Genomic DNA, 23,272 nt, shown 5'->3' on the forward strand with positions numbered 1-23,272 from the left:
TTTTAAATTCTATTGATGACATCAGGTTGATGGTATTAAGACTAACTGACAATACGCTGATTTTATGCAACGCGCAGAGTAAAATTTGCTTCCATTATAAACTTTCATATATTTGACTACCAAATCTATAGATTATGTATAAATATACTTTAACCTATTGCTCTCCTTATCCCCTAATCATCTGCACTGCCTTCTGCTGTTGTTGCTGTTAATTCGCTTTTCGGCTTTTAATCACATCATTCCTTCATTTTCATTCACTTATTCAAATGCAATTTTTTATTCAATGGCTGCGCTATGCAGCGGCGGTAAGCTTTATTATATTCACTTTCAACTCAAGCCATGCGCAGGAAAGCACATTAATTGTTATTTCCGGCCAGGTAATAGATCAAAACACCCGCGAAACCTTGCCGGGAGTAAGCGTTAGTATTAAAGGTACCGTTGCTGGTACCACTACCAATAACCGGGGCGAGTTTGCCCTTAAAACCCGCCTAAAATTTCCGCTTACATTGGTGTTTACTTACGTAGGCTTTCAACAGCAGGAGTTTGTGATTCAGAACGCCAACTCTAAAGTAAATGTGGAACTGGTCACCCAAACTATGCTGGGCAAAGAGGTGGTTGTTACAGCTTCAAGAGTAGCAGAAAATATTTTGCGCTCGCCGGTAGCTATTGAAAAGTTAGATATCAGGGCTATTAAAGAATCACCGGCTCCCAGCTTTTACGATGCTTTGGAAAATGTAAAAGGGGTACAAATGACCACATCCAGTTTAACCTTTAAAGTACCCAATACACGCGGCTTTAACATTCCCAACAACTTCCGCTTTATGCAACTGGTAGATGGCGTAGATATGCAGGCTGCTACCCTGGGTGTACCATTAGGCAACGCCATTGGCCCCACCGAGCTCGATATTGCCAGCGTAGAAATTACACCGGGTGCCGCATCGGCCTTATATGGAATGAATGCCATTAACGGTATGGCTAATTTACTCACCAAAAGCCCGTTCACTTACCAGGGCTTGAGCCTGTACCAGCGTACCGGCGTCAACCATGTAGATGGTGTTGACCATAGTCCGGCCGTATTAACCGAAACCGCTTTACGGTACGCCAAAGCTTTTAATAACAAGTTTGCCTTTAAAATTAACGGCAGCTATATGCATGGTATCGACTGGATATCGAACACCCGCAAAGATCAGAACCCGAATAATTTGAACAGTGCCAATCCTGGTTTTCCGGCGCTGAACAATGCCAACACCGCTTATGATGGTTGGAACCGTTATGGCGATGATGCTTTAGCCGGCAGTAATTTAGTTTCATTGAGCGGATTAACTATTGATGGTAAAGCCAACCAAACCCTGCGTGTGGCCCGCACCGGTTACTGGGAGAACGAACTGGTAAGTCCGGAAGTATCGAACTTAAAACTGGATGGCTCATTGCACTACCGGGTGAATGATAAAATTGAACTTTCGTACGGTTACCGCTATGGTAAAATGGATGGCGTATTTCAGCGGGGCAACAAAATACGGCTGGATGGCGTAACCGTGCAGAACCACAGCTTTGAAGTAAAAGGCAGCGATTTCAAGGTACTAAGCTATGTATCCATCGAAAACACCGGCGACTCCTATAACGTAAAACCACTGGCTGATAATTTGGACTTGTACAGCGGAGGTTCCAACAATGCCTGGGCCACCAAATACCGTAATGCATTAAATGCTTATGCAACAGCCAATGGTGGCGCGCTCACCTCAACCAACCTGGCGGCTGCCAACAATTATGCCCGCCAAATGGCGGATGCCAGCCGTGTGGTGCCGGGCACTGATGCCTTTAACCAGTTAAAAAATACCATCATTGGTATCAACAATTGGGACATTAAATCAAGCACTATACCCGATGCGCCCGAAACCGGCGGCGCGGCTTTGGTACAAAGCAGCCGCCTATACCATGTTGAGGGCCAATGGGATTTATCGAAGCGGGTAAAAATATTTGATTTACTGATTGGCGGCGATACCCGCATTTACCAGATCATCCCCGACGGTAATAATTTTGTAGACTTCTCGCGCCCTATTGCCGACCGCAACAAACCTTTAGAGGACGGCTCTTTTGGCAAAGATGTATATTACAAAAAGTTCGGTGCCTTCTCTCAGGTGACCAAAACCTTCTTTGATAATACTTTGAAACTGTTTGGCTCTTTGCGCTTTGATTACAACCCGGAATTCAACCCGAAAATAACCCCTCGCTTGGCGGCGGTATATTCACCTGTAGAAAACCAGAATTTTAGAGTTACTTACCAGCAGGGTTACCGTTTTCCATCTATTTTTGAGGCGCTGTCTTACGTAAACAACGGGCGGGTAAAACGTGTAGGTAGTTTATCTTATATCAATGAGGGCTTGGGTTACCTGGAGAACAGCTATACACAAGCCTCTGTAATTCAGTACAACGCTGCGGTAAGTGCAGCAGGTAATACCGATGCTGCCGCTTTGGCTAACCGTAACCTGCTACAGGTAGCTAACCTGCCCCAAGCAAGGCCGGAACACATTACCTCTTACGAAATTGGCTACAAAAGCGTACTGGCCAATAACAAAGTAACAGTAGACATTGATGCTTACACCAATAAATACGATGGCTTTTTGGGTCAGGTGCAGGTATATGTACCCAAAGGCACCACGGTAGGCACCGATGCCGCCGTACTGGCCATGCTCGACCGTAACCGCGATGCCACTACGGCCACCTCTACCACCGCCGCCAGCAACGGGCAGGACCGCTACCGGGTGTATACCAATGCCAAGAATAATTATTACAACTATGGTTCGGCCATCGGTGTTACCTACAATTTCTACAAACGGTACACCATAGCCGGTAATGCCAGCTTTAACAAGCTAAAAAGCAACCATACCGACGACATTTTTGTAACCGGCTTCAATACGCCTGAATGGACGACTAACATCTCATTCGGTAACCGCGAAGTGGTTAAAAATTTAGGCTTTAGTGTAGTGTACCGTTGGCAACAGGCCTTTTTATGGGAAAGCCCATTGGTAACTGGCGAGGTACCGGCCATTACCACTTTTGATGCGCAGGTGACCTTAAAAGTACCGGCCTACAAAGCCAACTTAAAGCTGGGCGCTTCAGATCTATTTAACAAACGCTATATCCAATACGCCGGCGGCCCTACCATTGGCGGCTTGTATTATCTGGCAGTAACTTTTGATGGATTGTTGAATTAGAAGCCCCCTAACCCCCTGAAGGGGGAACTTTTATTTTCCTGCTGCATTCAAATTTTGTCATTGCGAGCGGCAGCGTGGCAATCGCTTGCTGTACAGAGGCGCAGATGCCTACGTGCGATTGCCACGCTACCGCTCGCAATGACAAGGCGATTCAAAAGCAAAAGGGTGAAAATAATTTTCACCCTTTTGCTTTTATGTTTATAAAACTTTAGCTTGTTAAGTACTTTCCCTTCCGGGAAAATTTGGAAGGCCATCACTCTACATTAGCCCTTAACATCAATGCCCCTACTGTTACGTTAGTACGGCTATCAATGAGAATAGCGCCGCCGTTGGCTTTGTTGTTTTGATAAAGGTCAAAGGCCAGCGGTTCGGCTGTTTTAATAACGATGCGACCGATATCGTTGAGTTTGAAGTCTTCATCGTATACCTTATCCAGCGTGTTAATGTTCACTTTGTACAATATTTCCTGCACACGGCAGCGGGTAAGCTTGCTGTTGTGTTGGATGAAATAGGTATGCGAGCTGTCCAGCGCGCGGGTATCCATCCAGCATAAATCGGCCTCAACCAACTGCGATACTTCGGGTCGTGCTGAAGCGTTCACCAACACATCGCCGCGACTAATGTCGATGTTATCTTTCAAATGCAAAGTAACCGACATACCGGCAACAGCTTCCTCGAAATCTTTATCTAATAATTCGATTTTGGTAATGGTAGAGCTAAAGCCCGACGGCAGTACCGTTACTGTGTCATTCACCTTAAATGCGCCACTCAATACCCGGCCGGCATAACCGCGATAATCGTGTAACTCGTCAGTTTGCGGGCGTACCACCCATTGTACCGGGAAGCGGGCATGGGCAGTACTGTCATCTACCGTTACTTGTACAGTTTCCAGATGATTGAGCAAGCTTTTACCATTGTACCAATCCATCTGTGTAGAAGAATTCACAATATTATCGCCTTTTAAAGCACTCACCGGGATATAACTTACCTGTTGCAGTTTCACCTTGGCGGCTAAAGCTTTATAATCGGCCACAATTTGGTTAAATAGTTCTTCACTGTAGTCCACCATATCCATTTTATTTACACAGACCACTACCTGCGGTAAACCGAGCAGTGATACCAAAAAAGAGTGCCGGATGGTTTGCTCTACCACGCCCTTGCGGGCATCAATCATGATAATAGCCAGGTTGGCGTTTGATGCACCCGTCACCATGTTGCGGGTATACTGAATATGGCCTGGCGCATCGGCAATAATGAACTTACGCTTATCGGTTTGGAAGTATTTATAAGCCACATCAATGGTGATACCCTGCTCGCGCTCAGCTTTCAATCCGTCGGTCAGGATGGCCAGGTCAATGGTGCCGTCGTCATTTTTACGGTTAGAGCGGTGCAGGGCTTCCAGTTGATCGGCCAGAATAGCGTCACTATCATATAACAAGCGGCCAATCAGGGTACTTTTGCCATCGTCTACACTGCCGGCAGTAATAAATTTGAGTATTTCCATCTTAAAAATAACCTCCTTTCTTGCGGTCTTCCATGGCCGCTTCCGATACCTTGTCGTCCATACGGGCACCACGTTCACTTATTTTGGAGGTGCTGATTTCGTTTATAATATCATCAATTAAAAAAGCTTCAGATTCTACCGCAGCGGTACAGGTCATATCTCCTACCGTACGAAAACGTACCGTTTTCGGCACAATCACATCTTCCTCATCCATATTCAGGTACTCGGCAGCGGCCATCAACTGGCCATTGCGGGTAATGCAATCGCGCTGGTGGGCGAAGTAGATGGTAGGTAGGGGGATGTTTTCGCGACGGATATAATTCCATACATCCAATTCCGTCCAGTTGCTGATGGGGAATACCCTTACGTTTTCGCCCTTGTGAATTTTACCATTGTAAATATTCCACAGCTCAGGGCGCTGGCGCTTAGGGTCCCACTGGCCAAATTCATCACGAACGGAAAAAATTCGTTCTTTGGCGCGTGCCTTTTCCTCATCGCGGCGGGCGCCGCCAATACAAGCATCAAACTGGTAATGGGCAATGGTATCCAGCAAGGTTACGGTTTGCAAGGCGTTACGGCTGGCATTTTTACCTCTTTGCTCTACTACGCGGCCTTGGTCGATTGAATCCTGCACATGGCCCACGATTAGCTTTTCACCCAAGCGGGCCACCATTTCGTCACGGTACTGTATGGTTTCCGGAAAATTATGCCCGGTATCAATATGCACCAGCGGAAACGGGAACTTACCGGGGCGAAATGCCTTCTCGGCCAAACGCACCAGCGTAATGGAATCCTTACCGCCCGAAAACAGCAGGGCGGGGCGCTCAAACTGCCCGGCTACCTCACGCAAAATATGAATAGCTTCTGCCTCAAGCTCATCTAAATAATCTAAAGATCGTGTACTCATTTTTCTGTAATAATCTCCTGTGCCGAATGCAAACCACACTCTTTTTTCGACTGGTCTTCCCACCACCACCGGCCGGCCCTGAAATCTTCGCCCGGCTGAACGGCACGGGTGCAGGGCTGACAGCCAATGCTGGGAAAACCCCGGTCATGCAAAACATTATAAGGTATCTGGTTAGTTTTAATGTACGCTTTCACCTCATCCAGCGTCCAGTTAAATATGGGATGAAATTTAACCAACTGGTTGCCCTCGTCCCATTCCACATTTTCCATATCCTCACGGTTGGGTGATTGCTCGGCTCGAATGCCTGTTATCCAACATTTATTGCCAGCCAGAGCCCGCTTCAAAGGTTCAATTTTACGTATGCCGCAGCATTCCTTCCGGTTCTCCACCGAATCGTAAAAGCTGCTGGGTCCTTTGGCAGTCACCATTTGCTGCAACGCTTCGTGCTGCGGGTAGTAGGCATGTATGGGTTGGCCGTATTTTTCCATAGTGCGGTTCCAAACATAATAAGTTTCAGGGAACAGCCTGCCGGTTTCTAAAGTAAATACTTTAATGGGCAGGTTATTGCTGAATATCATGTGGGTAATTACTTGGTCTTCCCAGCCAAAACTGGTGGAAAATACAACCTCGCCCGGGAATGTATCGGCCAGCCGGGCTAGCGCCTGTTCGGGCGTTTTGCCCGTGGTGTGTTGTTTTAATTCTTCGGTCAGCCTGTTCATGTACTATATCAGTTTAGCCACAAAGGCATAAATACTTTTTAAACTTACTAATATCACAATGATGCCTACGGCAATCATAATCACTTTGGCCGATATTCGGTTTGAAATACGCGCTGCAATAGGCGAGGCCAGCGCACTGCCAATAATAAGCCCGGCAACGGCATCCCATCGGGCACCGTTAAGCATGGCAATGAAAGTGAGCGAGCCCATCATGGCAATAAAAAACCGGGTCAGCTTTACGGTACCTAATGAAAACCGCGGATGCCGGCCACCGGCAATCAGGGTGGATAGCACGATAGAACCCCAGCCACCGCCGCCTACTGCATCAATAAAACCGCCGCCTAAGCCCAGCAGCGAGATCCGTTTAATTTTATCGGCAGACTTTTTCCGTTTTATATTCGCAGCCTTGTTTAAAATCACGAAGCCTAAAACTAAGGTGTATATAGATACCAGTGGTTTGGTATAGTGGGCATAATGTTCTAACGAGGACAGCAGGTAAGCACCGGTAACAGCACCGGCAATACCAGGCAGCAATAGTAACCTGAACAACTTCCAGTTGATGTTACCCATGCGGTAGTGCATCCAGCCGGCAATGCCGTTGCTCATAATTTCGGATAAGTGCACACCCATACTTGCCGAGGCCGGTGGGATGCCCATAGACAGTGAAAAAGTAGTAGAAGTTACCCCGTACGACATACCAATGGCCCCGTCAATCATGGCAAACACAAAACCTGCACCCAAGAAGTAATAGAAGGCAGGTTGTATATTTTGCACATAATTTTTAAAAGCCGGCTCGTTCATCCATAAAGCCGTAATTCCAACAACTAACGAAAAGATGATGGTGAGCCAGATGAGCCATTTAAAATTAGGCTTTTGCACCGGCTTATTGCTTACCAGCACCGCAGTTGCTTTATTGAGCGCTTTTACCTTGCCTGCAAAATCACCGCTCAGTGTATTACGCAATGCGCTCATTTGTTGCAGGGTCTGGTTAAGTTCGTTAGGTAGTGCCGTGTTAAGCACTTCTTTTAAACGCTTGGCTACGGTGGGTGATTTGCCGTTCGTAGAGATCGCTATTTTTAAATCGCCTTTTTTAACAATGGAGCCTAAATAAAAATCGCATAAATCTGGCTTATCGGCTACGTTTACCAGCAGCTTACGCTCGTGTGCCGCAGCGCGGATGTACTGGTTCAGGTCATTATCAGCCGTGGCGGCAATAACCATATCCGCCTGATTCAAATCGTCTTCGGCAAACGCTTTTTGTATAACTCTCACCTGCGGATAAGCAGCAATAAATTCATTTACCTCGGGCAATATGGTTTTAGCAATGATTGTGACACGCGCCAGCGGACTGTTGTTCAAAACAGCCGTCAGCTTCTCCAGTCCTACAGGGCCGGCACCAATCAGCACGGTATGCAGCTCGTTCAGTTTTAGAAAAACCGGAAAGAGCTGATTACCGCCAACAGTGGCTGCATCACTATCAGCAGCTAAAATTTTACTGCCCGGCGCTGAACTCATAAAATTCGCGAATGGGTTGAAACTTAGGGTGCAGGGAAACCACTTCGCCGAATACCATCAGGGCAGGCGCTTTAATTTTATGATCCTGCGCTACCTCGGCAATGGTATCTACTATACCTATGGCTACTTTCTCTTCAGCGGTAGAACCACTCTGAATCAGTGCCACCGGCAACTTGCCTTTTCCTTGTTGCTTGAATACTTCGGCAATTTCGGCCAGTTTATTGATGCCCATCAGTACCACTACTGTAGCTTTGGTTTTGGCGGCTTCGTACAAATCGGCCGAAATCTGTCCGCTGGCTGTGGTACCGGTTACCACCCAAAAGCTCTCGCTCATGCCCCGGTGAGTTACCGGTATTTGCTGCAGGCCGGGTACTGCAATAGAGCTTGATATGCCCGGAATTACTTTAGCCGGAATGCTGTAGGAGGCAGCAAAATCAAGCTCCTCGTACCCACGGCCAAACACAAAGGGGTCGCCACCTTTCAAGCGTACCACATGGCCATAATTAATCGCGTAATCAATCATCAGCTTATTCACAGCATCCTGCGAGTAAGAATGATCACCGCTGCGCTTGCCTACATATACTTTTACGGCATGAGCGGGCGCAAAATCCAGCAATTCTTCATTTACCAGTGCATCGTACAATACCACATCGGCCGTTTGCAGGGCTTTAATACCTTTTACGGTAATCAATTCCGCATCGCCGGGACCGGCACCTACCAGAGTAATGTGCGGTTCTTTAATTTGAGTTTGAGTTGTGGTGGTTAGTTTCATACGTGTAATTCCTCCCGTTTGGCTTTCATTTCGTTTAAAAATTCATTGGCCTGCTGCAGGTAAGTAGCTGCAAAGGCTTCTGAGGGTTCATTTTGGTTAATTTGCAGCACCAGCTCGTTAAAACTGGTAGGCAGGCTGATCAGGCCGGTATCTATAAACTGGGCATCAAATTCTTTAATTACGCCGGTTTGGGTGCTGCTGTTTACGCCTTTGTCCAGCAGCAATGCTTTAGCCGAACTGACCAGCGTATTGTAGCTATGGTAAATGGCATCCGCCCAGCGGCTCTCGGCAAAGGCAGCTTTGGCCCAGCCTAATTTTTCTTCGGCCTCAAACAATAGTGTAGCAACCAGATCAATCATTACCCCGGCACATTCGCCTACACCTATAGCGGTGGCAAAGGTTTCTTCGTGGCCCCAATCTACAAATTCATCTTCGGTGAGGTTGGTTAAATCGGCCAGGGGTTTCAATAGTTGATAGAAATAATCTTTGCCTTTACTGTCGTAATAATTATGAAAAGTTTCGCCGCCTATGGCATTGGCCTGGTAATCATCCAGCACATAACGCAATACATGGGTAGCACGCTTTGCCGGCACTTTAATTACTTTATCGGCCGCACGGCCTATGCCGTTACCTACTGTACCACCACCTAACAGCACTTGTACTGACGGCAGCACCCGACGGTCGGCCTTCAACGAGCTGCCATGGAAACCGATATGCGCCAACCCGTGCTGACCGCAGGAGTTCATGCAGCCGCTGATTTTAATTTTGATATCGCGGTTATATACCAGTTGCTCGTATTCAGTAAAAATCAATTCCTCCAGCACACGCGAAAGGGTCATGCTGTTGGAAATCCCTAAATTACAGGTGTCGGTACCCGGACAAGTGGTCACATCGGCAATACTGTCAAAACCCGGGTCGGCCAAACCCGCAGCCGTTAAAGCTTCGAATAAAGCAGGCAAAGCTTCTGCACGTACATATTTTAATAAAAGCCCCTGATTTTGGGTGATGCGGATTTCATCGGCCACTAAATCTTTAATACCTTCAATGAGCTGACGGGCCTGTGGCGTATGGATATCGCCCATGGTGACCTTAATGTATACGCCATAAAAACCCTCTTGCTTTTGCTCAAATACATTGGTAGCGCGCCAGATGTCGTATTTCAACTGGTTGCTGATGGTTACTTCCGGGTAAGCAGTTGCCTGAGGAATTACCGGTTCACTCAACGCTTCGCGGTTAATTTTGAAAACTTTTACCTTGTTTGCCGTCTTTTCAATTTCGGCTAAACGTAATAATTCATCCAGCCCGATTTTTTGCACCAGAAACTTCATGCGGGCTTTGTTACGGTTATTGCGCTCCCCATAACGGTCAAATACCCGGATGATGGATTCAATAAAAGGAATCAGTTCGTCTTCGGGTAAAAACTCGTGTACCGGCGCAGCCATGGCGGGCTGTGCGCCTAAGCCGCCGCCTAATAGTACCTTGAACCCGCGCTCCTCGCCGTTGCGCAGTTTGGGGATAAAACCCAAGTCATGTATATAACTGAACGCCGTATCGGCATCACTGGAGGAAAAAGATATTTTAAATTTCCGCCCCATCTCTTGGCATATGGGGTTGCGCAGAAAGTATTGAAACACGGCCTGTGCATAAGGCGATACATCAAAAGGCTCCAGCGGGTCAATTCCTGCCGTGGGCGATGAGGTCACATTACGTACGGTATTACCGCAAGCTTCCCGCAGCGTAATATCGTCCTGCTCCAGTTCGGCCCAAAGTTGTGGGGTACGGTCGAGGCTTACATAATGAATCTGTATATCCTGGCGGGTGGTGAGGTGCAGGTTGCCGCTGCCATACTCATCGGCAATATAAGCAATGCGTAACAACTGCTTGAAAGTCACCTTGCCAAAAGGCAGCTTAATGCGTACCATTTGCACGCCGGGTTGCCGCTGCCCGTACACCCCACGGGCCAGGCGCAGGCTCCTGAATTTTTCCTCATGTATTTTACCTTCTCGAAACAGCTGGATCTTTCTTTCCAGATCAACAATATCCTGCTCTACTATCGGGTTCTCCAGCTCGGTTCTGAAACTTTGCATGTGTTGTAATTACCAATATGAATAAAAATGCCTCTTCATCCTGTACGGCTAAAGAGGCATAGTTCTAGTTTAGTTAGTTTAAAATACTATCCTGCCGCAGCCATTAAATGTCAGGGCACATACAACAAAATATAGTTCCTATTACTGTCATAGCTGAATGTATAATCACAAATATAGATATACTATACAGAAATAGTAGACTTTTTTGAAAAAAGTTTTTTGATGACGCTGGATTAACAAATAGATGGGGCGATTTTCAATTTTTAATGTCATGCTGAACTTGTTTCAGCACCTCATTTGTTAAGTCTGCGCATTATCTGTCGCTTTGCTTGTCCTGTGGGGTGCTGAAACAAGTTCAGCATGACATTTGGATTCATAATATTGCTATTTGAAGAAGATTTCTCCCTACGACCAAAGGCAAAGCAGTTCATAAAGAAAGCATACACAAACTACAAAACATTCCTTACTTTGCCTGTTCAAATCTGCGCTATGAAATTAATACGCTATGGTGCCTTCGGCCAAGAAAAAACAGGCATTGTACTCAACGATGCCTACTATGATACTTCGGCCTTTGGCGAAGATTATAATGAGCACTTTTTCGAAACGGATGGGTTAAAGCGCCTGACCGAACTTGTGGAAAGCAATAAAAACCAATTACCTCTGGTAGCAGCAGGAGAACGGATTGGCGCTCCTATAGCACGGCCGTCCAAAATAGTATGCATCGGCCTTAATTATAAAGACCATGCGGAGGAAACCGGCTCGCCGCTGCCAAAAGAGCCGATTATCTTTTTTAAATCTACTACTGCGCTGGTTGGTCCTTTTGATGATATCATTATCCCCAAAAATTCAGTAAAAACAGATTGGGAAGCAGAGTTGGCTATTGTTATCGGTAAAAGGGCAAGTTATATAGATGAAGCAAATGCGCTCAATTATGTAGCCGGATATTGTTTATTGAATGATGTATCAGAGCGGGAGTTTCAGATGGAGCGCAATGGCACCTGGGATAAAGGTAAGGGCTGCGATACTTTTGCCCCCGCCGGCCCATACCTGGTTACGCCTGATGAAATTGAAGATGTACACCAGTTGGGCATCTGGCTTAAGGTAAACGGCCAAACAATGCAGAATGGCAGCACCTCAAACCTCATCTTCAATGTACCTTACCTGGTATCGTACATTAGTCAATTTATGACACTGCTGCCCGGTGATATCATTTCTACCGGTACCCCTGCCGGCGTAGGCCTGGGCATGAAACCACCTGTGTTTCTAAAACCCGGCGATGTAATAGAATTGGGTGCCGACGGCCTGGGCACTGCTAAACAAAAAGTAAAAGCTTACCAGCCATAAAACGAAAAAGCGCGCCGGCTTTAACCGGTGCGCTTTTAATATATAATAGAGTTAGTATAGGGCTTAGTTTACTTTGGCAAATTCGCCTGAAGCTTTGAAAGTAACTTCGTCGCTCAGCATAGGTGAACCATATTTGCTGCCGAATTTAAAATCAGAACGTTTGATGGTACCGGTTACGGTAAAACCAGCATCAGGCGCTTTGCTCATAGGGTTAGTGATAGTACCACGGTAAATCATATCAAATACTACCGGTTTGGTTACACCACCTAAGGTCATGTTACCGCCTAATTTATAGTGGTTTTTGCCGGCAGGCTTAATTGAAGTGCTTTTGAAAGTAACGTTAGGATTTTTAGCTACGTTAAAAAAGTCTTCGCCTTTCAGGTGGCCATCGCGCTGATCGTTGTCAGTACTTACTGAATTGGCATTGGCAGTGAACTCAACTTTAGCATCGCTGAAATCAGGCTTTGCAGCTACAATAGTAGCGTCGAAATCTTTAAACGAACCGTCAACATCAGATACCGCTAAGTGGGTAATAGTGAAAGTGATGTGTGAGTGTGCTTTGTCAACCTTCCAGGTTTGTGCAAATACAGCAGTGTTTAAAGCAACTGCAGCGATAAGGGTTAAAATCTTTTTCATTATGTGTTTTGTTTGAGTTTAATAACAGTGCAAATATAGAGGCTTATTTTAATTTAAATGTTTAAACACATACTTTTTGTGTCTGCAAATTGTAAAGAAGATATTCACCTCATTTCCATGTCCAACATTCACCTGTTGGAGTATACCGCTTGCATTTGGTTTAATTAGCTTTTACTATCCCTAATGCTTTTCTTACGGCCGGTGCCACATGGGTGCCCAGCAACTCAATAGTTTTTAGCATGTCTTTATGTGGTGTATGCCCTGTTACCAATTGCGCCAGAAAACGGGTATTGCCAAATAGCTCATGCTGGCCTAATATTTTATCAATAGCCTGCTGCACATTGCCTACCACCAACGGCCCATCGTTACGCAGGTATTCAAACTGTGCTTTCGACATCGGCGACCAGCCTCTATCGCGCCCCACCCGGTTCATCAGCGCCTCATATGAAGGGTAAAAAGCATCAACCGCCTGTTGATCGCTTTCACCCACAAAAAACTGTGAGCTGATGCCTAATTGCAGTTTACTTACATCATGCCCTGCCTTCTCAGCTGATTCGCGGTACAACTCCACAAAAGGCAAAAAATGCTTAGGAGCGCTGCCTAAAATGGCAATCATCATGGGCAGGTTCAGTTGCCCGGCCCGCACCGCAGATGCCGGCGTACCACCCACACCCAGCCATACCGGGATAGCCGGCTGCAACGGGCGCGGATACACGCCCTGATTGGTAAGCGGTGCCCGGTGCTTACCGCGCCAGGTAACTACAGTTTGTTTATTGAGCTGTAAGAACAAGTTCAGCTTTTCAGTGAAAAGCTCATCATAGTTGTTTAAATCATACCCAAACAGCGGATAAGATTCGATAAAGGAACCCCGACCTGCAATAATTTCGGCACGGCCTCCCGAAATTAAATCTACCGTAGCAAGGTTTTGAAAGGTACGTACCGGGTCGGCCGAACTTAGTACAATTACAGAACTTGACAGCTTGATTTGTTTGGTAACTGATGCTGCGGCTGCCATCATAATTTCGGGTGCCGAGATCACAAAATCGGGGCGGTGGTGTTCGCCAAAGGCATATACATCTAAGCCTACCTCGTCGGCCAGTTTAACTTCTTCCAGCAGTTGCTGCACGCGCTGGTGTGCATGCGTGGCATTGCCAGCCTTGCTATCCGGCTGTACTTCGCCGAAGGTGCTTATTCCTATTTCCATGGGTTGATGTTTTATAAGGGTAAAAGTATAAACTCAATTGCCATTTAAAAAATCAATCCATCATCAGCTTAATATATACCTTAACTTTGTTAATTGTAAATAGATGAGCCAGCTATTAGAATTTATACCCAGCAAAAGTTTTACTACCGGCACCCGCCGGTGGATATTGTATGCTTTTTTGCTTGCACTGGCTTATGCACTTGTGCGCTTCTATGCCCCCGAATTTAAGATTCTGGTTTTGATTGCGGCCATAGTATTGCTCATTAGTGCCTGGCTGGCAAAAGACCCGGTAAGCGTACATATTGATATTGAACGCCACTGGTTATACTATACTTATACTAACGGCTTTAACCGAAAACATACCACTACAGTGGATTTAACTACCGCGGGCGGGCGCTATGAATATGAAAATACCCGCAACCACCATGGCTGGTACCTGCTGCTATTTAGTGGCGGTTACTTTAAAAACAGGGTACTATTACTGCAAAAGTTTCAAGGGGGATTTACTAAGCAGCAGTTAGATGAAATAGCGGCCTGGGTGCGCCGGTGCAAGCAGGGTTAAATTCTCCGCTTCAGCGTAATAATTACATTTTCATACTTATGCTGATTTTGAACTTCCAGTAACAGATTGCGCCCATCACGTGAGCGAAAGAGCTGGTCAATCTCCTCTAAGCTCATTTTGGCTACAGGTTTAAAGTTGATGGCGGTTAGCTCGTCACCGCTACGCAAATTGGCCAGTTCGGCCGGCGAACCAGGCTCTACCCGGCTAATGATGATATGTTTTAGATCATCGCCTGCGGCATAATATTCCAGGCCGGTCATATCATGTTCAAATGGTTCTTTAAAACTACCGCTACGGTCTTTGAAATATACTTTTTCGTTCGTGTAATCAAATATTACAGTAAACTTCTTTAAAATGTTCATACCGATATTGCCATCAAAATCGGTTTCAGTGAAAGAGTAAAGTGCAGTATCCGGAATAGACGACAATACTGATTTCAAGCGGTATTTACCTAAGTTGAGTTCATCTACCCTTCCTATCCGCCCCTCGATGATACCGGTTAGTCCTACGCCTAAATTGGCAGGTATAGTTTGGTTAAAAGGCCAGATACGCTTTTTCATTCCGTTGAATATTAACGCCTGCCCCGATCCTAAGTCGGCAATGAGCTTACAATAGCGGGTAGAACCATCGTTAAAATGGATGGGAACATTAAGATAAGGTTTGTTTCGTTCAATGGTAATGGGCATCACCGTGTATTTTTTGAGCTTTTTTAAACGCCCGGGGTCACATGCGGTGATGGTACTGTCAGAAAAATCGATTTTTACGGCCAAGCGTGTAAAAAACTCGTACCCCAGCAAGCCATGAATGGGCATACCAGTATAATTAGACAAACCAAAATGATCTTCGGTAAATACGGCAGCCCCTACCCCATGCGCTGTAAATCCGGGTATATCCACATCAAGCGAAGGTATCACCTTGGCTTCATACAAATCCTTACCATCGACCCCAACAAGCTTCATGGTACGATATAATTGGGGCTGGAGATTTTGAAAAAGAGAAGGGTCGGTGATTACCATCAGGCCCACACCGGTATCTAATATAAAATTGTAAGGCCCGGTTTGGTTGATCCGCAGGCGGATAACCACCAAATTGCGCACTATTTTAAAATGCAGCACACTTTTTTTGCGGTAAGGTTCCACATCAAAATACTGCGCCTTAGCACTCCACATCGGCATTGATACCCAACACAGGGCTATCCATGCAATTATACGCAAGCATCGCACCCACATATCCTCAAAAATTAAACTATCTGTTAAAAATAGACAATGCCTTTATTCAGGCCTGCGCTGCAGGCAGCGCTTATACAATTGGTTTGTAATAATAAAGTTACGTTATATATTTATAATTCAAAGGCTTACCCTAATAAATTATTTGCATTCACCGTGTGTTAATTGCCCCATCTGCTTATGGTAAACTTTACACCGCGGTAACACATTTACCATTTATTGCTGTTAATTTGGCAACCGTAAAATACAGGTCAACCATCTGCAAATGAAAATCGGAATTGTTTGTTACCCAACCTTTGGCGGCAGCGGGGTGGTAGCTACTGAACTGGGCAAGGCTTTAGCCGCCCGAGGCCACCAGGTCCATTTTGTTACCTATAACCAGCCCGTCAGGCTCGACTTCTTTTCCGAGAACCTGTTTTACCACGAAGTTGCCGTAAGCAAATATCCTTTATTTGAATATCCGCCTTACGAACTGGCCTTGGCCAGCCGCCTGGTGGATGTGGTGCGTTTTGAAAAACTGGATGTTTTGCACGTACATTATGCCATCCCCCATGCTTCGGCTGCATTTATGGCCAAGCAGATACTGGCCACCTACGGCATTCATATCCCGGTAATTACCACTTTGCACGGTACCGATATTACCCTGGTAGGTAAAGACCGTACGTACCAGCCGGTGGTTACCTTTTCCATTAACCAGAGCGATGGTGTTACCTCGGTATCTGAGCATTTAAAGCAGGATACTTACCGCTTTTTCCCGGAGGTTACCAAAGATATTAAGGTGATACCGAACTTTATTGACTTGGAACGCTTTAACCACAAGCCCAAAAGCCATTTCAAAAAAGCAATTGCGCCCGAAGGCGAAAAGATACTGGTGCATGCTTCCAACTTCAGACGGGTAAAGCGCGTGAACGATGTGGTACGCATTTTTGCCGAAGTAAACAAGCAGATACCTTCCAAACTATTAATGGTGGGCGACGGGCAGGACCGCGCCGAGGCCGAGCAGTTAGCGCGCGACCTGGATGTAAAGCAAAATGTACGCTTTTTGGGCAAGCAGGATGCGGTGGAAGAAATACTGTCGGTATCTGATTTGTTTTTGATGCCTTCGCAATCCGAAAGCTTTGGTTTGGCTGCTTTAGAAGCTATGGCCTGCCAGGTACCGGTCATCAGTTCTAACACCGGCGGCTTACCCGAACTAAATGTAGACGGCGTAACCGGATTTTTGAAAGATGTAGGCGATGTAGACGGAATGGCACAAAAAGCTATTTATATGCTGGAAGACGAAGAACGCCTGAACCAGTTTAAGGCAAACGCTCTGGCGCATGCCCAAACCTTTACGCTGGCCAACATTATGCCCATTTACGAAAGCTTTTACCAGGAAACTATAGATAACAGCAAACGGGTTTTGGTATAATTATACCGCTTCACTTATAGTATTATTACAATAATGGCAAGGTTTATGCTTGGTTGGTGGTGAACTTATATCTATCAACTATGAAAAAGTTACTTTCCATTTTAATAGCGGTAAGCGCTATCACTTTATTATTTGCTTCATGCTCGGGCCCCAAAAATACCGCAGGCGGCGACGTAGCCTCGAGAAGTAAATTCACCGGTAACTGGACCATTACCAATGTTACTTACGACGGTTTGGTTGAAAATGCAGTACAATCGGTATTTGACCAGGCCCCTCCACGTGCTTTTGTAGGCAGTACCTGGCAACTCACTAACAGTGGCAACGGTTTATACACCTTAACCAACGGTACTTCGCAAACCATCTACTGGTCGGTAAACAACAATGACCCACGCGGGCAGCTGTTCCAGTTTAAAAAGATTTATCAGGGCGATAAAGCTAAAAATGTAGAAACTGGCTACCAATTGATCGTCTCCGGCAATGATGGTTCAACCATGACCCTGAGAACCCCCATCAGCATTGGCAGCAGCACCGGCTATGTGGTGTATACGTTTAGAAAATCATAATTGATTTATTGACAAAAAGAGAAAGGACAAAAGATAAAGGAGTTACATCCTCAATCTTTTGTCCTTTCTCTTTTTTTGTCCTCCGTCAGTAGCCTATCTTGATTCTTGGCTCTTACTTTACTATTTCGAAAACTACCCTTACGCTGTAAGTCAGTTTCACATTTTTAAAGCTGACATCGCTTTCAGGCATCGAGGCGTCAGCAACTTTCTCCATCCGGGCCATATACATTACCGGGCGTGGAGAAGGCAGGTTAATATCATCGTTCTCTACAATACTGATGGGGCGGCCCAGTTTTTCACCAATACCGGTCAGCATATCACCTGCTTTTTCGCGGGCATTTAACAAAGCTTTTACCCGCATCTGCTTACGCAAATCATTCAGTTTAGAATAATCATAACCTTCCACGTTGGTAGACTGAATACCTTTAGGATCCACTGCGGCCATGATCTGATCTAAACGGTTTAAATCGTGCAATTTCAGGCGGTATTGCTTAGAAGCCAGAAAATCAGGGTTCTTCTTTTTCTCAGTAGTATAATTGTAAGAAGATACGTTGCTGATGGTAAAATCCGCTTTAACTACTCCGGCTGCGGTTACTGCTTTTTCCAGCTGATTTTCCAGGCGGTCAATCGTCACTTTATTTTTCCCGTCCATGTATTCTCTCAATGATACAGACACATAAATAATGTCGGGGGTAATTTCCTGTTCGGCACTACCCGAAACTTCAATGCGGTTACGCAGGTCAACTGCTTGTGAAAATCCGGCTAAGGTTGAGCATAATAGACCGGCTAATAAGAATAACTTTTTCATATTTCAATTTTAAGATATGACTATAAGACGTACTGAGCGTCTAATTTGCAACACGAATGTTACAAAAAATCAGACATTATGTTTCAGCAATCAACCTTAAATGCAGTTAAAACGCAGGTATTCAGTTGAGTTATTACACGGGCTTTATTACATTTGAAAACAAAGCATTGCTAAATTTAACATGAATCATAAACCACTTTATGCGTTAATGGCTGCAGGTTTGGGCCTGTTAGCTGCCTGTAACCAGCAGGAGAATACCAAACTCAACTACGCCATTAAACCCGAAGACATTAAAGCCCATATTGCAGTACTGGCCGATGATTCGCTGATGGGCCGCAAGCCCTTTACCGCCGGCGAAACCAAAACCATTAACTACATTGCCGGCCAGTATAAAAAGCTCGGACTGCAACCGGGTAACGGCAGCAGCTATTTTCAGGATGTGCCGATGGTAGAAGTCACCAGCAAACCCGCCGGCGATATGCAGATTGGAGGCAAGGTCAACCTTTCGCTTAAATCGTTAACCGACTTTGTGGCCACCACCCGCCAGGAAGTGCCTACGGTAGAAGTAAAAAACTCTCCCCTGGTGTTTGCCGGCTATGGCATTGTAGCCCCTGAATTTGGTTGGAATGACTATAAAGGCCTTGATGTGAAAGGCAAAACTGTAGTGGTATTGGTAAACGATCCTGGCTTTAAAGCCAAAGATAAAAAGCTGTTCCACGGCGATACGATGACTTATTATGGTCGTTGGACTTACAAATACGAAGAAGCTGCCCGCCAGGGTGCTGCCGGCGTATTGATTGTACACCAGAAAGACCCGGCCAGTTATGATTGGCAGGTACCCGTTAACAGCTTTTCGGGCGCTAAATTATACTTACAGCAGGCCGATAAGCACATGAGTCGCTGCAAAATTGAAGGCTGGCTTACCGAAGGCACAGCAACCAAAATGCTGAACGCTGCAGGTATCAAAGGCGACATCCGTGAGTATGCCCGCAACAAAGATTTCAAAGCGGTGCCCTTAAACGAAACTGTAAGCGTTACGCTGAATAACAAACTCAAATACTCTACCTCGCACAATGTGGTAGCCATGCTGAAAGGCAGTACGCACCCCAATGAATACATTGTATACTCGGCCCATTGGGACCACCTGGGCATTGGCAAACCTGACGCCAAAGGCGACAGCATTTATAACGGCGCAGTAGATAATGCCAGCGGTGTGGCCGCCCTGTTAAGCGTAGCTAAAACCTTTGCACAGCAAAAACAGAAACCCGGCCGCTCCATTGTATTCTTAGCAGTGACCGCCGAAGAGCAGGGCTTGCTGGGTTCGGAGTATTACGCTACCCACCCGCTTTACCCTCTGAACAAAACTGTGGCTAACCTGAATATGGATGCCTTGGGCAATTACGGCGAAACCCATGACATTGCTGTAACCGGCAAAGGCCAGAACGAATTAGAAGACCAGCTGGAAGCCATTGTTAAGAAAGAAAAACTAAAACTCACCGGTGATAAAAACCCAGGCGCCGGCAGCTACTACCGTTCTGACCATTTTAACTTTGCCAAAGTAGGTGTACCTGCGCTGGACATCAACACCGGCGCCGACAGTTTTGAGCGTGGCCCGGACTGGGGCAAACAGCAGCAAACCGACTATAATGATAACCACTACCACCAGCCCTCAGACAGTTACTCGCCTGGCATGTTTGTGCAGGGTATGGCCGAAATTGCTGACCTGATGTATAAGTTAGGTGTACAGCTCAGCAACGAAACCACCTTCCCCGGCTGGAAACCCGGTTCGGAATTTAAAGCGGTGAGAGAAAAATCAATGCAAAAGTAGTTGCGCTTATTATCCTTTCTTGTCATTCCGACCGTAGGGAGAAATCTTCTTCATCATGCTGATCTGCTGTAGACTCATCGCTTGAAGAAGATTTCTCCCTACGGTCGAAATGACAACGGGGTATTTAATCTAAAGCTTCTTAAACAGCAAAGCCAGCGCTCATTACGCTGGCTTTGCTGTTTAAAAATAAATAAAAGTATCCGATCAGGCTTGCAGTTCAATATCAAACTTGGCCAGCTTCACAAATTCCTGCACACGGGCAGATACCTCCTCCTGGCTTAAGTTCTTAATTTTTTCGGTACCGAACTTTTCTACACAGAATGAAGCCAGTGCCGAGCCGTAGATAATAGCGTTCTTCATGTTATTAAAATTGATGGTACCTACCTTGGCCAGGTAACCAATAAAGCCGCCGGCAAAAGTATCACCTGCACCGGTGGGGTCAAACACTTCGGCTAAAGGCAATGCCGGGGCTGAGAATACCTCATTCTCGTGGAACAATAAGGCTCCGTGTTCTCCTTTTTTGATAATTAAGTATTTAGGCCCCATGGTTAATATTTTGCGGGCTGCCTTAACCAGCGAGTATTCGCCTGATAACTGGCGGGCCTCGGCATCGTTAATGGTGAGCACATCTACCATTTTGATCGTATCCAGCAAATCGTTCATAGCAATATCCATCCAAAAGTTCATGGTATCCATTACAATCAGCTTAGGGCGGTTATGCAGGCGGTTAATTACCGTTTGCTGTACTTGCGGGGTCAGGTTGCCCAGCATCAGGTATTCGCAATCCTGGTAGTTGTCCGGAATGATGGGGTCAAAGTCGGCCAGTACATTCAGTTCGGTAGCCAGGGTATCGCGGCTGTTCATATCGTTATGGTAACGACCGCTCCAGAAAAACGATTTTTCGCCCTGTTTTACCTGTAAACCCTCGGTATCAATATAATGTTCGCCAAAGCTGTCAATGTCTTGCTGCGGGAAATCATCCCCTACTACGGCTACAATCTTCACCTTATCATAAAAGTACGAAGCGGCCAGGCTGGCAAAGGTAGCAGCGCCACCTACAATTTTATCTGTCTTCCCGAAAGGGGTCTCAATGGCGTCAAATGCCACAGTACCAATCACTACCAAACTCATTGAAAAATATTTTAAATTTTTTTTGTGCAAATATTGTGAAATTAACTCAGAAACTCTACTTTTGCATCACTCTAATCGAGACACACACTCCTGAGTAGCTCAGCCGGTTAGAGCATCTGACTGTTAATCAGAGGGTCGCTGGTTCGAGCCCAGCCTCAGGAGCACAAGCCTTGCACGTCTGCAAGGCTTTTTTTGTTTTTGACCTTTTTTCTGTCGTCAGAAATTAATGTTTATTAACAACTTATAAATACACTTCAGCCTGTCGATAACATTGATTTACTCTATCAAAAATGATAATCTTTTGCATATCCAGTTAACAATTGCGCCATTACAAGTGCAGACTTTTTGCGGTAAACCCCTACCGGCCAGGTAATATTGGCCTGCCGAGTCATATTATCGCCGGTAAGCTTTATCGCTTTTAATTCCGGATAGCTTAAAATAGACGAGCCCATGAGTATCGTCGCCCAGTTACCGCTATTCACCAATTGCAGAAGCATATTGATGTCATTGACTTCCATTTGTGTATCAATTGACACACCGTGTTGTGATAGCAGAAGATCAAAATAATTACGAATACTAAACCCTTTGGACGGTAAAATCAATGACAGCTTTTTTAACTCTTTGAGATCAATCTGTTTTTCTACACACAAAGGATGCCCCGCATGTATAATTAATGCGAGGCACGAAGAAAACAGGCGCTCGACCTGGTAGCTTCCGGATTTTTCTTCCTGCGAGAAAGACAGCATCATATCTATACGGCTTTGGTCAAGTTTCTCTAGCAGGTCTTGTGTGGTACCAAAAACAATTTCGAGGTGAATATTGGCAAACTGCTTCGAAAAATCCAGCACCGCTTTAGCCAGCAGATGAGTTAAGCCATAGGTTACCCCAATCTTTAAAGTTCCGGTATTGAGGTTCATCAAATCTTTCAATATGCTTTTACCGTCGCTGGCATCCTGTACTGTTTTATTAGCATAGGGCAAAAACATCCTTCCGGCCTCTGTTAACCGCACCCGCTTGGCAATCCGGTCAAACAAGGGTATACCCAGTTCATCCTCCAACTGCTTTATCTGTTGCGATAAGGTACTTTGGGTGATGTATAAAGCGCCTGCGGCCTCCGTAAAATTTTGCAGCTCTGCGGCCTTAATGAAATACTTAAGTTGACGAAGTTCCATTTTTCAAAAATATCAAGCTAATCGGTTTTACCAATTAAGTATATCGAAAATAAAAGTTTAGACGATTAACATTAGATGCCGACCTTTGAAATATCAAACACAAAACACCTCATGGAATTTATACAAACCTCGGAAAACGCGCTTTCGCATTCAATAGTTAAAGCCATTATCAATGCACCAATTGAAAAAGTAAACATTGCCGACTGGTTGTTTAATCTGCCCGACGAAGAATATCAAAGGTGCTCCACAGCTCACATTGCTGCCGGCTTTACCCGCACCATGAATGGCGAACCCATGTCTATCAACGTTGAAACCATTGGCGGTGCGCTGGTTATTCAGCATTATGTAGCTACGGAGTACAGGGCCGATTACTGCCGGATGCTGTCTGTTTCTGATACCATCTCTGCAAACGGCCGCAGTAAAGTTCAGGTATTATGGGAATTAAAAGCCGTTAAAATAGATGACTATACCTGTGAATACATCAATGAAATTCATGCGACAGCTACGCCTGAATTTTTTGAGTTTATGAAAGCTCATCAAATTACGCTGGAGCAGGCCGCTCAAGCCCGCCAAGCTGCTTCAGATGCACATAATCATGAAGAAACACCGTTGTTTGCAAAAAGCATTGAGAAAAAGGCGCTCACCGGCGCTTATGGCATTTAATTAAA

19 protein-coding genes and 1 tRNA gene are annotated in these 23,272 nt (G+C 45.6%); 8 read left to right on the forward strand and 12 right to left on the reverse strand.

The features are described 5' to 3' along the window. Positions 1 to 266 precede the first annotated feature (266 nt). Positions 267 to 3,215 carry a TonB-dependent receptor domain-containing protein gene (locus tag ACYVNW_RS10790; RefSeq protein WP_460679875.1) on the forward strand — a complete coding sequence of 983 codons (2,949 nt, stop codon included), beginning with the start codon at positions 267 to 269 and terminating at the stop codon, positions 3,213 to 3,215. 253 nt (positions 3,216 to 3,468) lie between these two features. Here ACYVNW_RS10790 and ACYVNW_RS10795 read toward each other — a convergent pair whose 3' ends face one another. From ACYVNW_RS10795 to ACYVNW_RS10820, 6 genes are read right to left on the reverse strand one after another with little or no spacing between them, the layout of a single operon-like run. Next, on the reverse strand, positions 3,469 to 4,719 hold the full coding sequence (locus tag ACYVNW_RS10795) for a sulfate adenylyltransferase subunit 1 (protein ID WP_460679876.1): 1,251 nt from the start codon (positions 4,717 to 4,719) through the stop codon (positions 3,469 to 3,471). 1 nt (position 4,720) lies between these two features. Further along, complete coding sequence (gene cysD, locus ACYVNW_RS10800) at positions 4,721 to 5,626, reverse strand: sulfate adenylyltransferase subunit CysD (protein ID WP_460679877.1); 906 nt, start codon at positions 5,624 to 5,626, stop codon at positions 4,721 to 4,723. Continuing rightward, the gene (locus tag ACYVNW_RS10805; RefSeq protein WP_460679878.1) at positions 5,623 to 6,345 is read right to left on the reverse strand and encodes a phosphoadenylyl-sulfate reductase; all 723 of its coding nucleotides are present in this window, start codon (positions 6,343 to 6,345) and stop codon (positions 5,623 to 5,625) included. Before ACYVNW_RS10805 ends, cysD begins: the two co-directional genes overlap by 4 nt. A gap of 3 nt (positions 6,346 to 6,348) precedes the next feature. Next, positions 6,349 to 7,860, reverse strand: coding sequence for a TSUP family transporter (locus tag ACYVNW_RS10810; RefSeq protein ID WP_460679879.1), 1,512 nt, complete (start codon positions 7,858 to 7,860; stop codon positions 6,349 to 6,351). Next, positions 7,838 to 8,632 carry a uroporphyrinogen-III C-methyltransferase gene (gene cobA, locus ACYVNW_RS10815; protein ID WP_460679880.1) on the reverse strand — a complete coding sequence of 265 codons (795 nt, stop codon included), beginning with the start codon at positions 8,630 to 8,632 and terminating at the stop codon, positions 7,838 to 7,840. Before cobA ends, ACYVNW_RS10810 begins: the two co-directional genes overlap by 23 nt. Next, positions 8,629 to 10,719: a HEPN domain-containing protein gene (locus tag ACYVNW_RS10820; protein ID WP_460679881.1), complete on the reverse strand. Its 2,091-nt coding sequence runs from the start codon at positions 10,717 to 10,719 to the stop codon at positions 8,629 to 8,631. Before ACYVNW_RS10820 ends, cobA begins: the two co-directional genes overlap by 4 nt. A 489-nt stretch (positions 10,720 to 11,208) precedes the next feature. Between ACYVNW_RS10820 and ACYVNW_RS10825 the strand changes: the two genes are divergently transcribed. After that, positions 11,209 to 12,063: a fumarylacetoacetate hydrolase family protein gene (locus ACYVNW_RS10825; protein ID WP_460679882.1), complete on the forward strand. Its 855-nt coding sequence runs from the start codon at positions 11,209 to 11,211 to the stop codon at positions 12,061 to 12,063. A gap of 63 nt (positions 12,064 to 12,126) precedes the next feature. On the opposite strand, the gene ACYVNW_RS10830 is transcribed toward ACYVNW_RS10825, so the two are convergent. Together ACYVNW_RS10830 and ACYVNW_RS10835 are read right to left on the reverse strand one after the other, a co-directional pair. Continuing rightward, positions 12,127 to 12,699: a YceI family protein gene (locus tag ACYVNW_RS10830; protein ID WP_460679883.1), complete on the reverse strand. Its 573-nt coding sequence runs from the start codon at positions 12,697 to 12,699 to the stop codon at positions 12,127 to 12,129. Between the two features lie 160 nt (positions 12,700 to 12,859). Continuing rightward, complete coding sequence (locus ACYVNW_RS10835; RefSeq protein WP_460679884.1) at positions 12,860 to 13,903, reverse strand: Atu2307/SP_0267 family LLM class monooxygenase; 1,044 nt, start codon at positions 13,901 to 13,903, stop codon at positions 12,860 to 12,862. A gap of 103 nt (positions 13,904 to 14,006) precedes the next feature. On the opposite strand from ACYVNW_RS10835, the gene ACYVNW_RS10840 reads away from it, so the two are divergent. Beyond that, entirely contained in the window at positions 14,007 to 14,465 is a 459-nt protein-coding gene (locus ACYVNW_RS10840; RefSeq protein ID WP_460679885.1) for a hypothetical protein, read from the forward strand. Here ACYVNW_RS10840 and ACYVNW_RS10845 read toward each other — a convergent pair. Further along, positions 14,462 to 15,634, reverse strand: a complete 1,173-nt coding sequence (locus ACYVNW_RS10845; protein WP_460679886.1) for a PDZ domain-containing protein — start codon at positions 15,632 to 15,634, stop codon at positions 14,462 to 14,464. The two genes, ACYVNW_RS10840 and ACYVNW_RS10845, sit on opposite strands and share 4 nt — an antisense overlap. Positions 15,635 to 15,956: 322 nt before the next feature. Between ACYVNW_RS10845 and bshA the strand changes: the two genes are divergently transcribed. Next, on the forward strand, positions 15,957 to 17,102 hold the full coding sequence (gene bshA, locus ACYVNW_RS10850; protein ID WP_460679887.1) for an N-acetyl-alpha-D-glucosaminyl L-malate synthase BshA: 1,146 nt from the start codon (positions 15,957 to 15,959) through the stop codon (positions 17,100 to 17,102). Between the two features lie 80 nt (positions 17,103 to 17,182). Beyond that, complete coding sequence (locus ACYVNW_RS10855) at positions 17,183 to 17,665, forward strand: hypothetical protein (protein ID WP_460679888.1); 483 nt, start codon at positions 17,183 to 17,185, stop codon at positions 17,663 to 17,665. A 112-nt stretch (positions 17,666 to 17,777) separates the two neighbouring features. Here ACYVNW_RS10855 and ACYVNW_RS10860 read toward each other — a convergent pair whose 3' ends face one another. Further along, positions 17,778 to 18,473, reverse strand: coding sequence for an SIMPL domain-containing protein (locus tag ACYVNW_RS10860; protein ID WP_460679889.1), 696 nt, complete (start codon positions 18,471 to 18,473; stop codon positions 17,778 to 17,780). 181 nt (positions 18,474 to 18,654) lie between these two features. Between ACYVNW_RS10860 and ACYVNW_RS10865 the strand changes: the two genes are divergently transcribed. After that, positions 18,655 to 20,301 carry a M28 family metallopeptidase gene (locus ACYVNW_RS10865; protein ID WP_460679890.1) on the forward strand — a complete coding sequence of 549 codons (1,647 nt, stop codon included), beginning with the start codon at positions 18,655 to 18,657 and terminating at the stop codon, positions 20,299 to 20,301. 204 nt (positions 20,302 to 20,505) lie between these two features. Here the strand turns inward: ACYVNW_RS10865 and ACYVNW_RS10870 are convergent, their stop codons facing one another. Continuing rightward, positions 20,506 to 21,432 carry a PfkB family carbohydrate kinase gene (locus tag ACYVNW_RS10870; RefSeq protein ID WP_460679891.1) on the reverse strand — a complete coding sequence of 309 codons (927 nt, stop codon included), beginning with the start codon at positions 21,430 to 21,432 and terminating at the stop codon, positions 20,506 to 20,508. Positions 21,433 to 21,520: 88 nt separating this feature from the next. On the opposite strand from ACYVNW_RS10870, the gene ACYVNW_RS10875 reads away from it, so the two are divergent. Next, positions 21,521 to 21,594, forward strand: a tRNA-Asn gene (locus ACYVNW_RS10875). Between the two features lie 122 nt (positions 21,595 to 21,716). Here the strand turns inward: ACYVNW_RS10875 and ACYVNW_RS10880 are convergent. Continuing rightward, the gene (locus ACYVNW_RS10880) at positions 21,717 to 22,604 is read right to left on the reverse strand and encodes a LysR substrate-binding domain-containing protein (RefSeq protein ID WP_460679892.1); all 888 of its coding nucleotides are present in this window, start codon (positions 22,602 to 22,604) and stop codon (positions 21,717 to 21,719) included. 111 nt (positions 22,605 to 22,715) lie between these two features. On the opposite strand from ACYVNW_RS10880, the gene ACYVNW_RS10885 reads away from it, so the two are divergent. Next, positions 22,716 to 23,267, forward strand: coding sequence for a hypothetical protein (locus ACYVNW_RS10885; RefSeq protein WP_460679893.1), 552 nt, complete (start codon positions 22,716 to 22,718; stop codon positions 23,265 to 23,267). Positions 23,268 to 23,272 lie beyond the last annotated feature (5 nt).

Source organism: Mucilaginibacter koreensis (assembly GCF_054783355.1).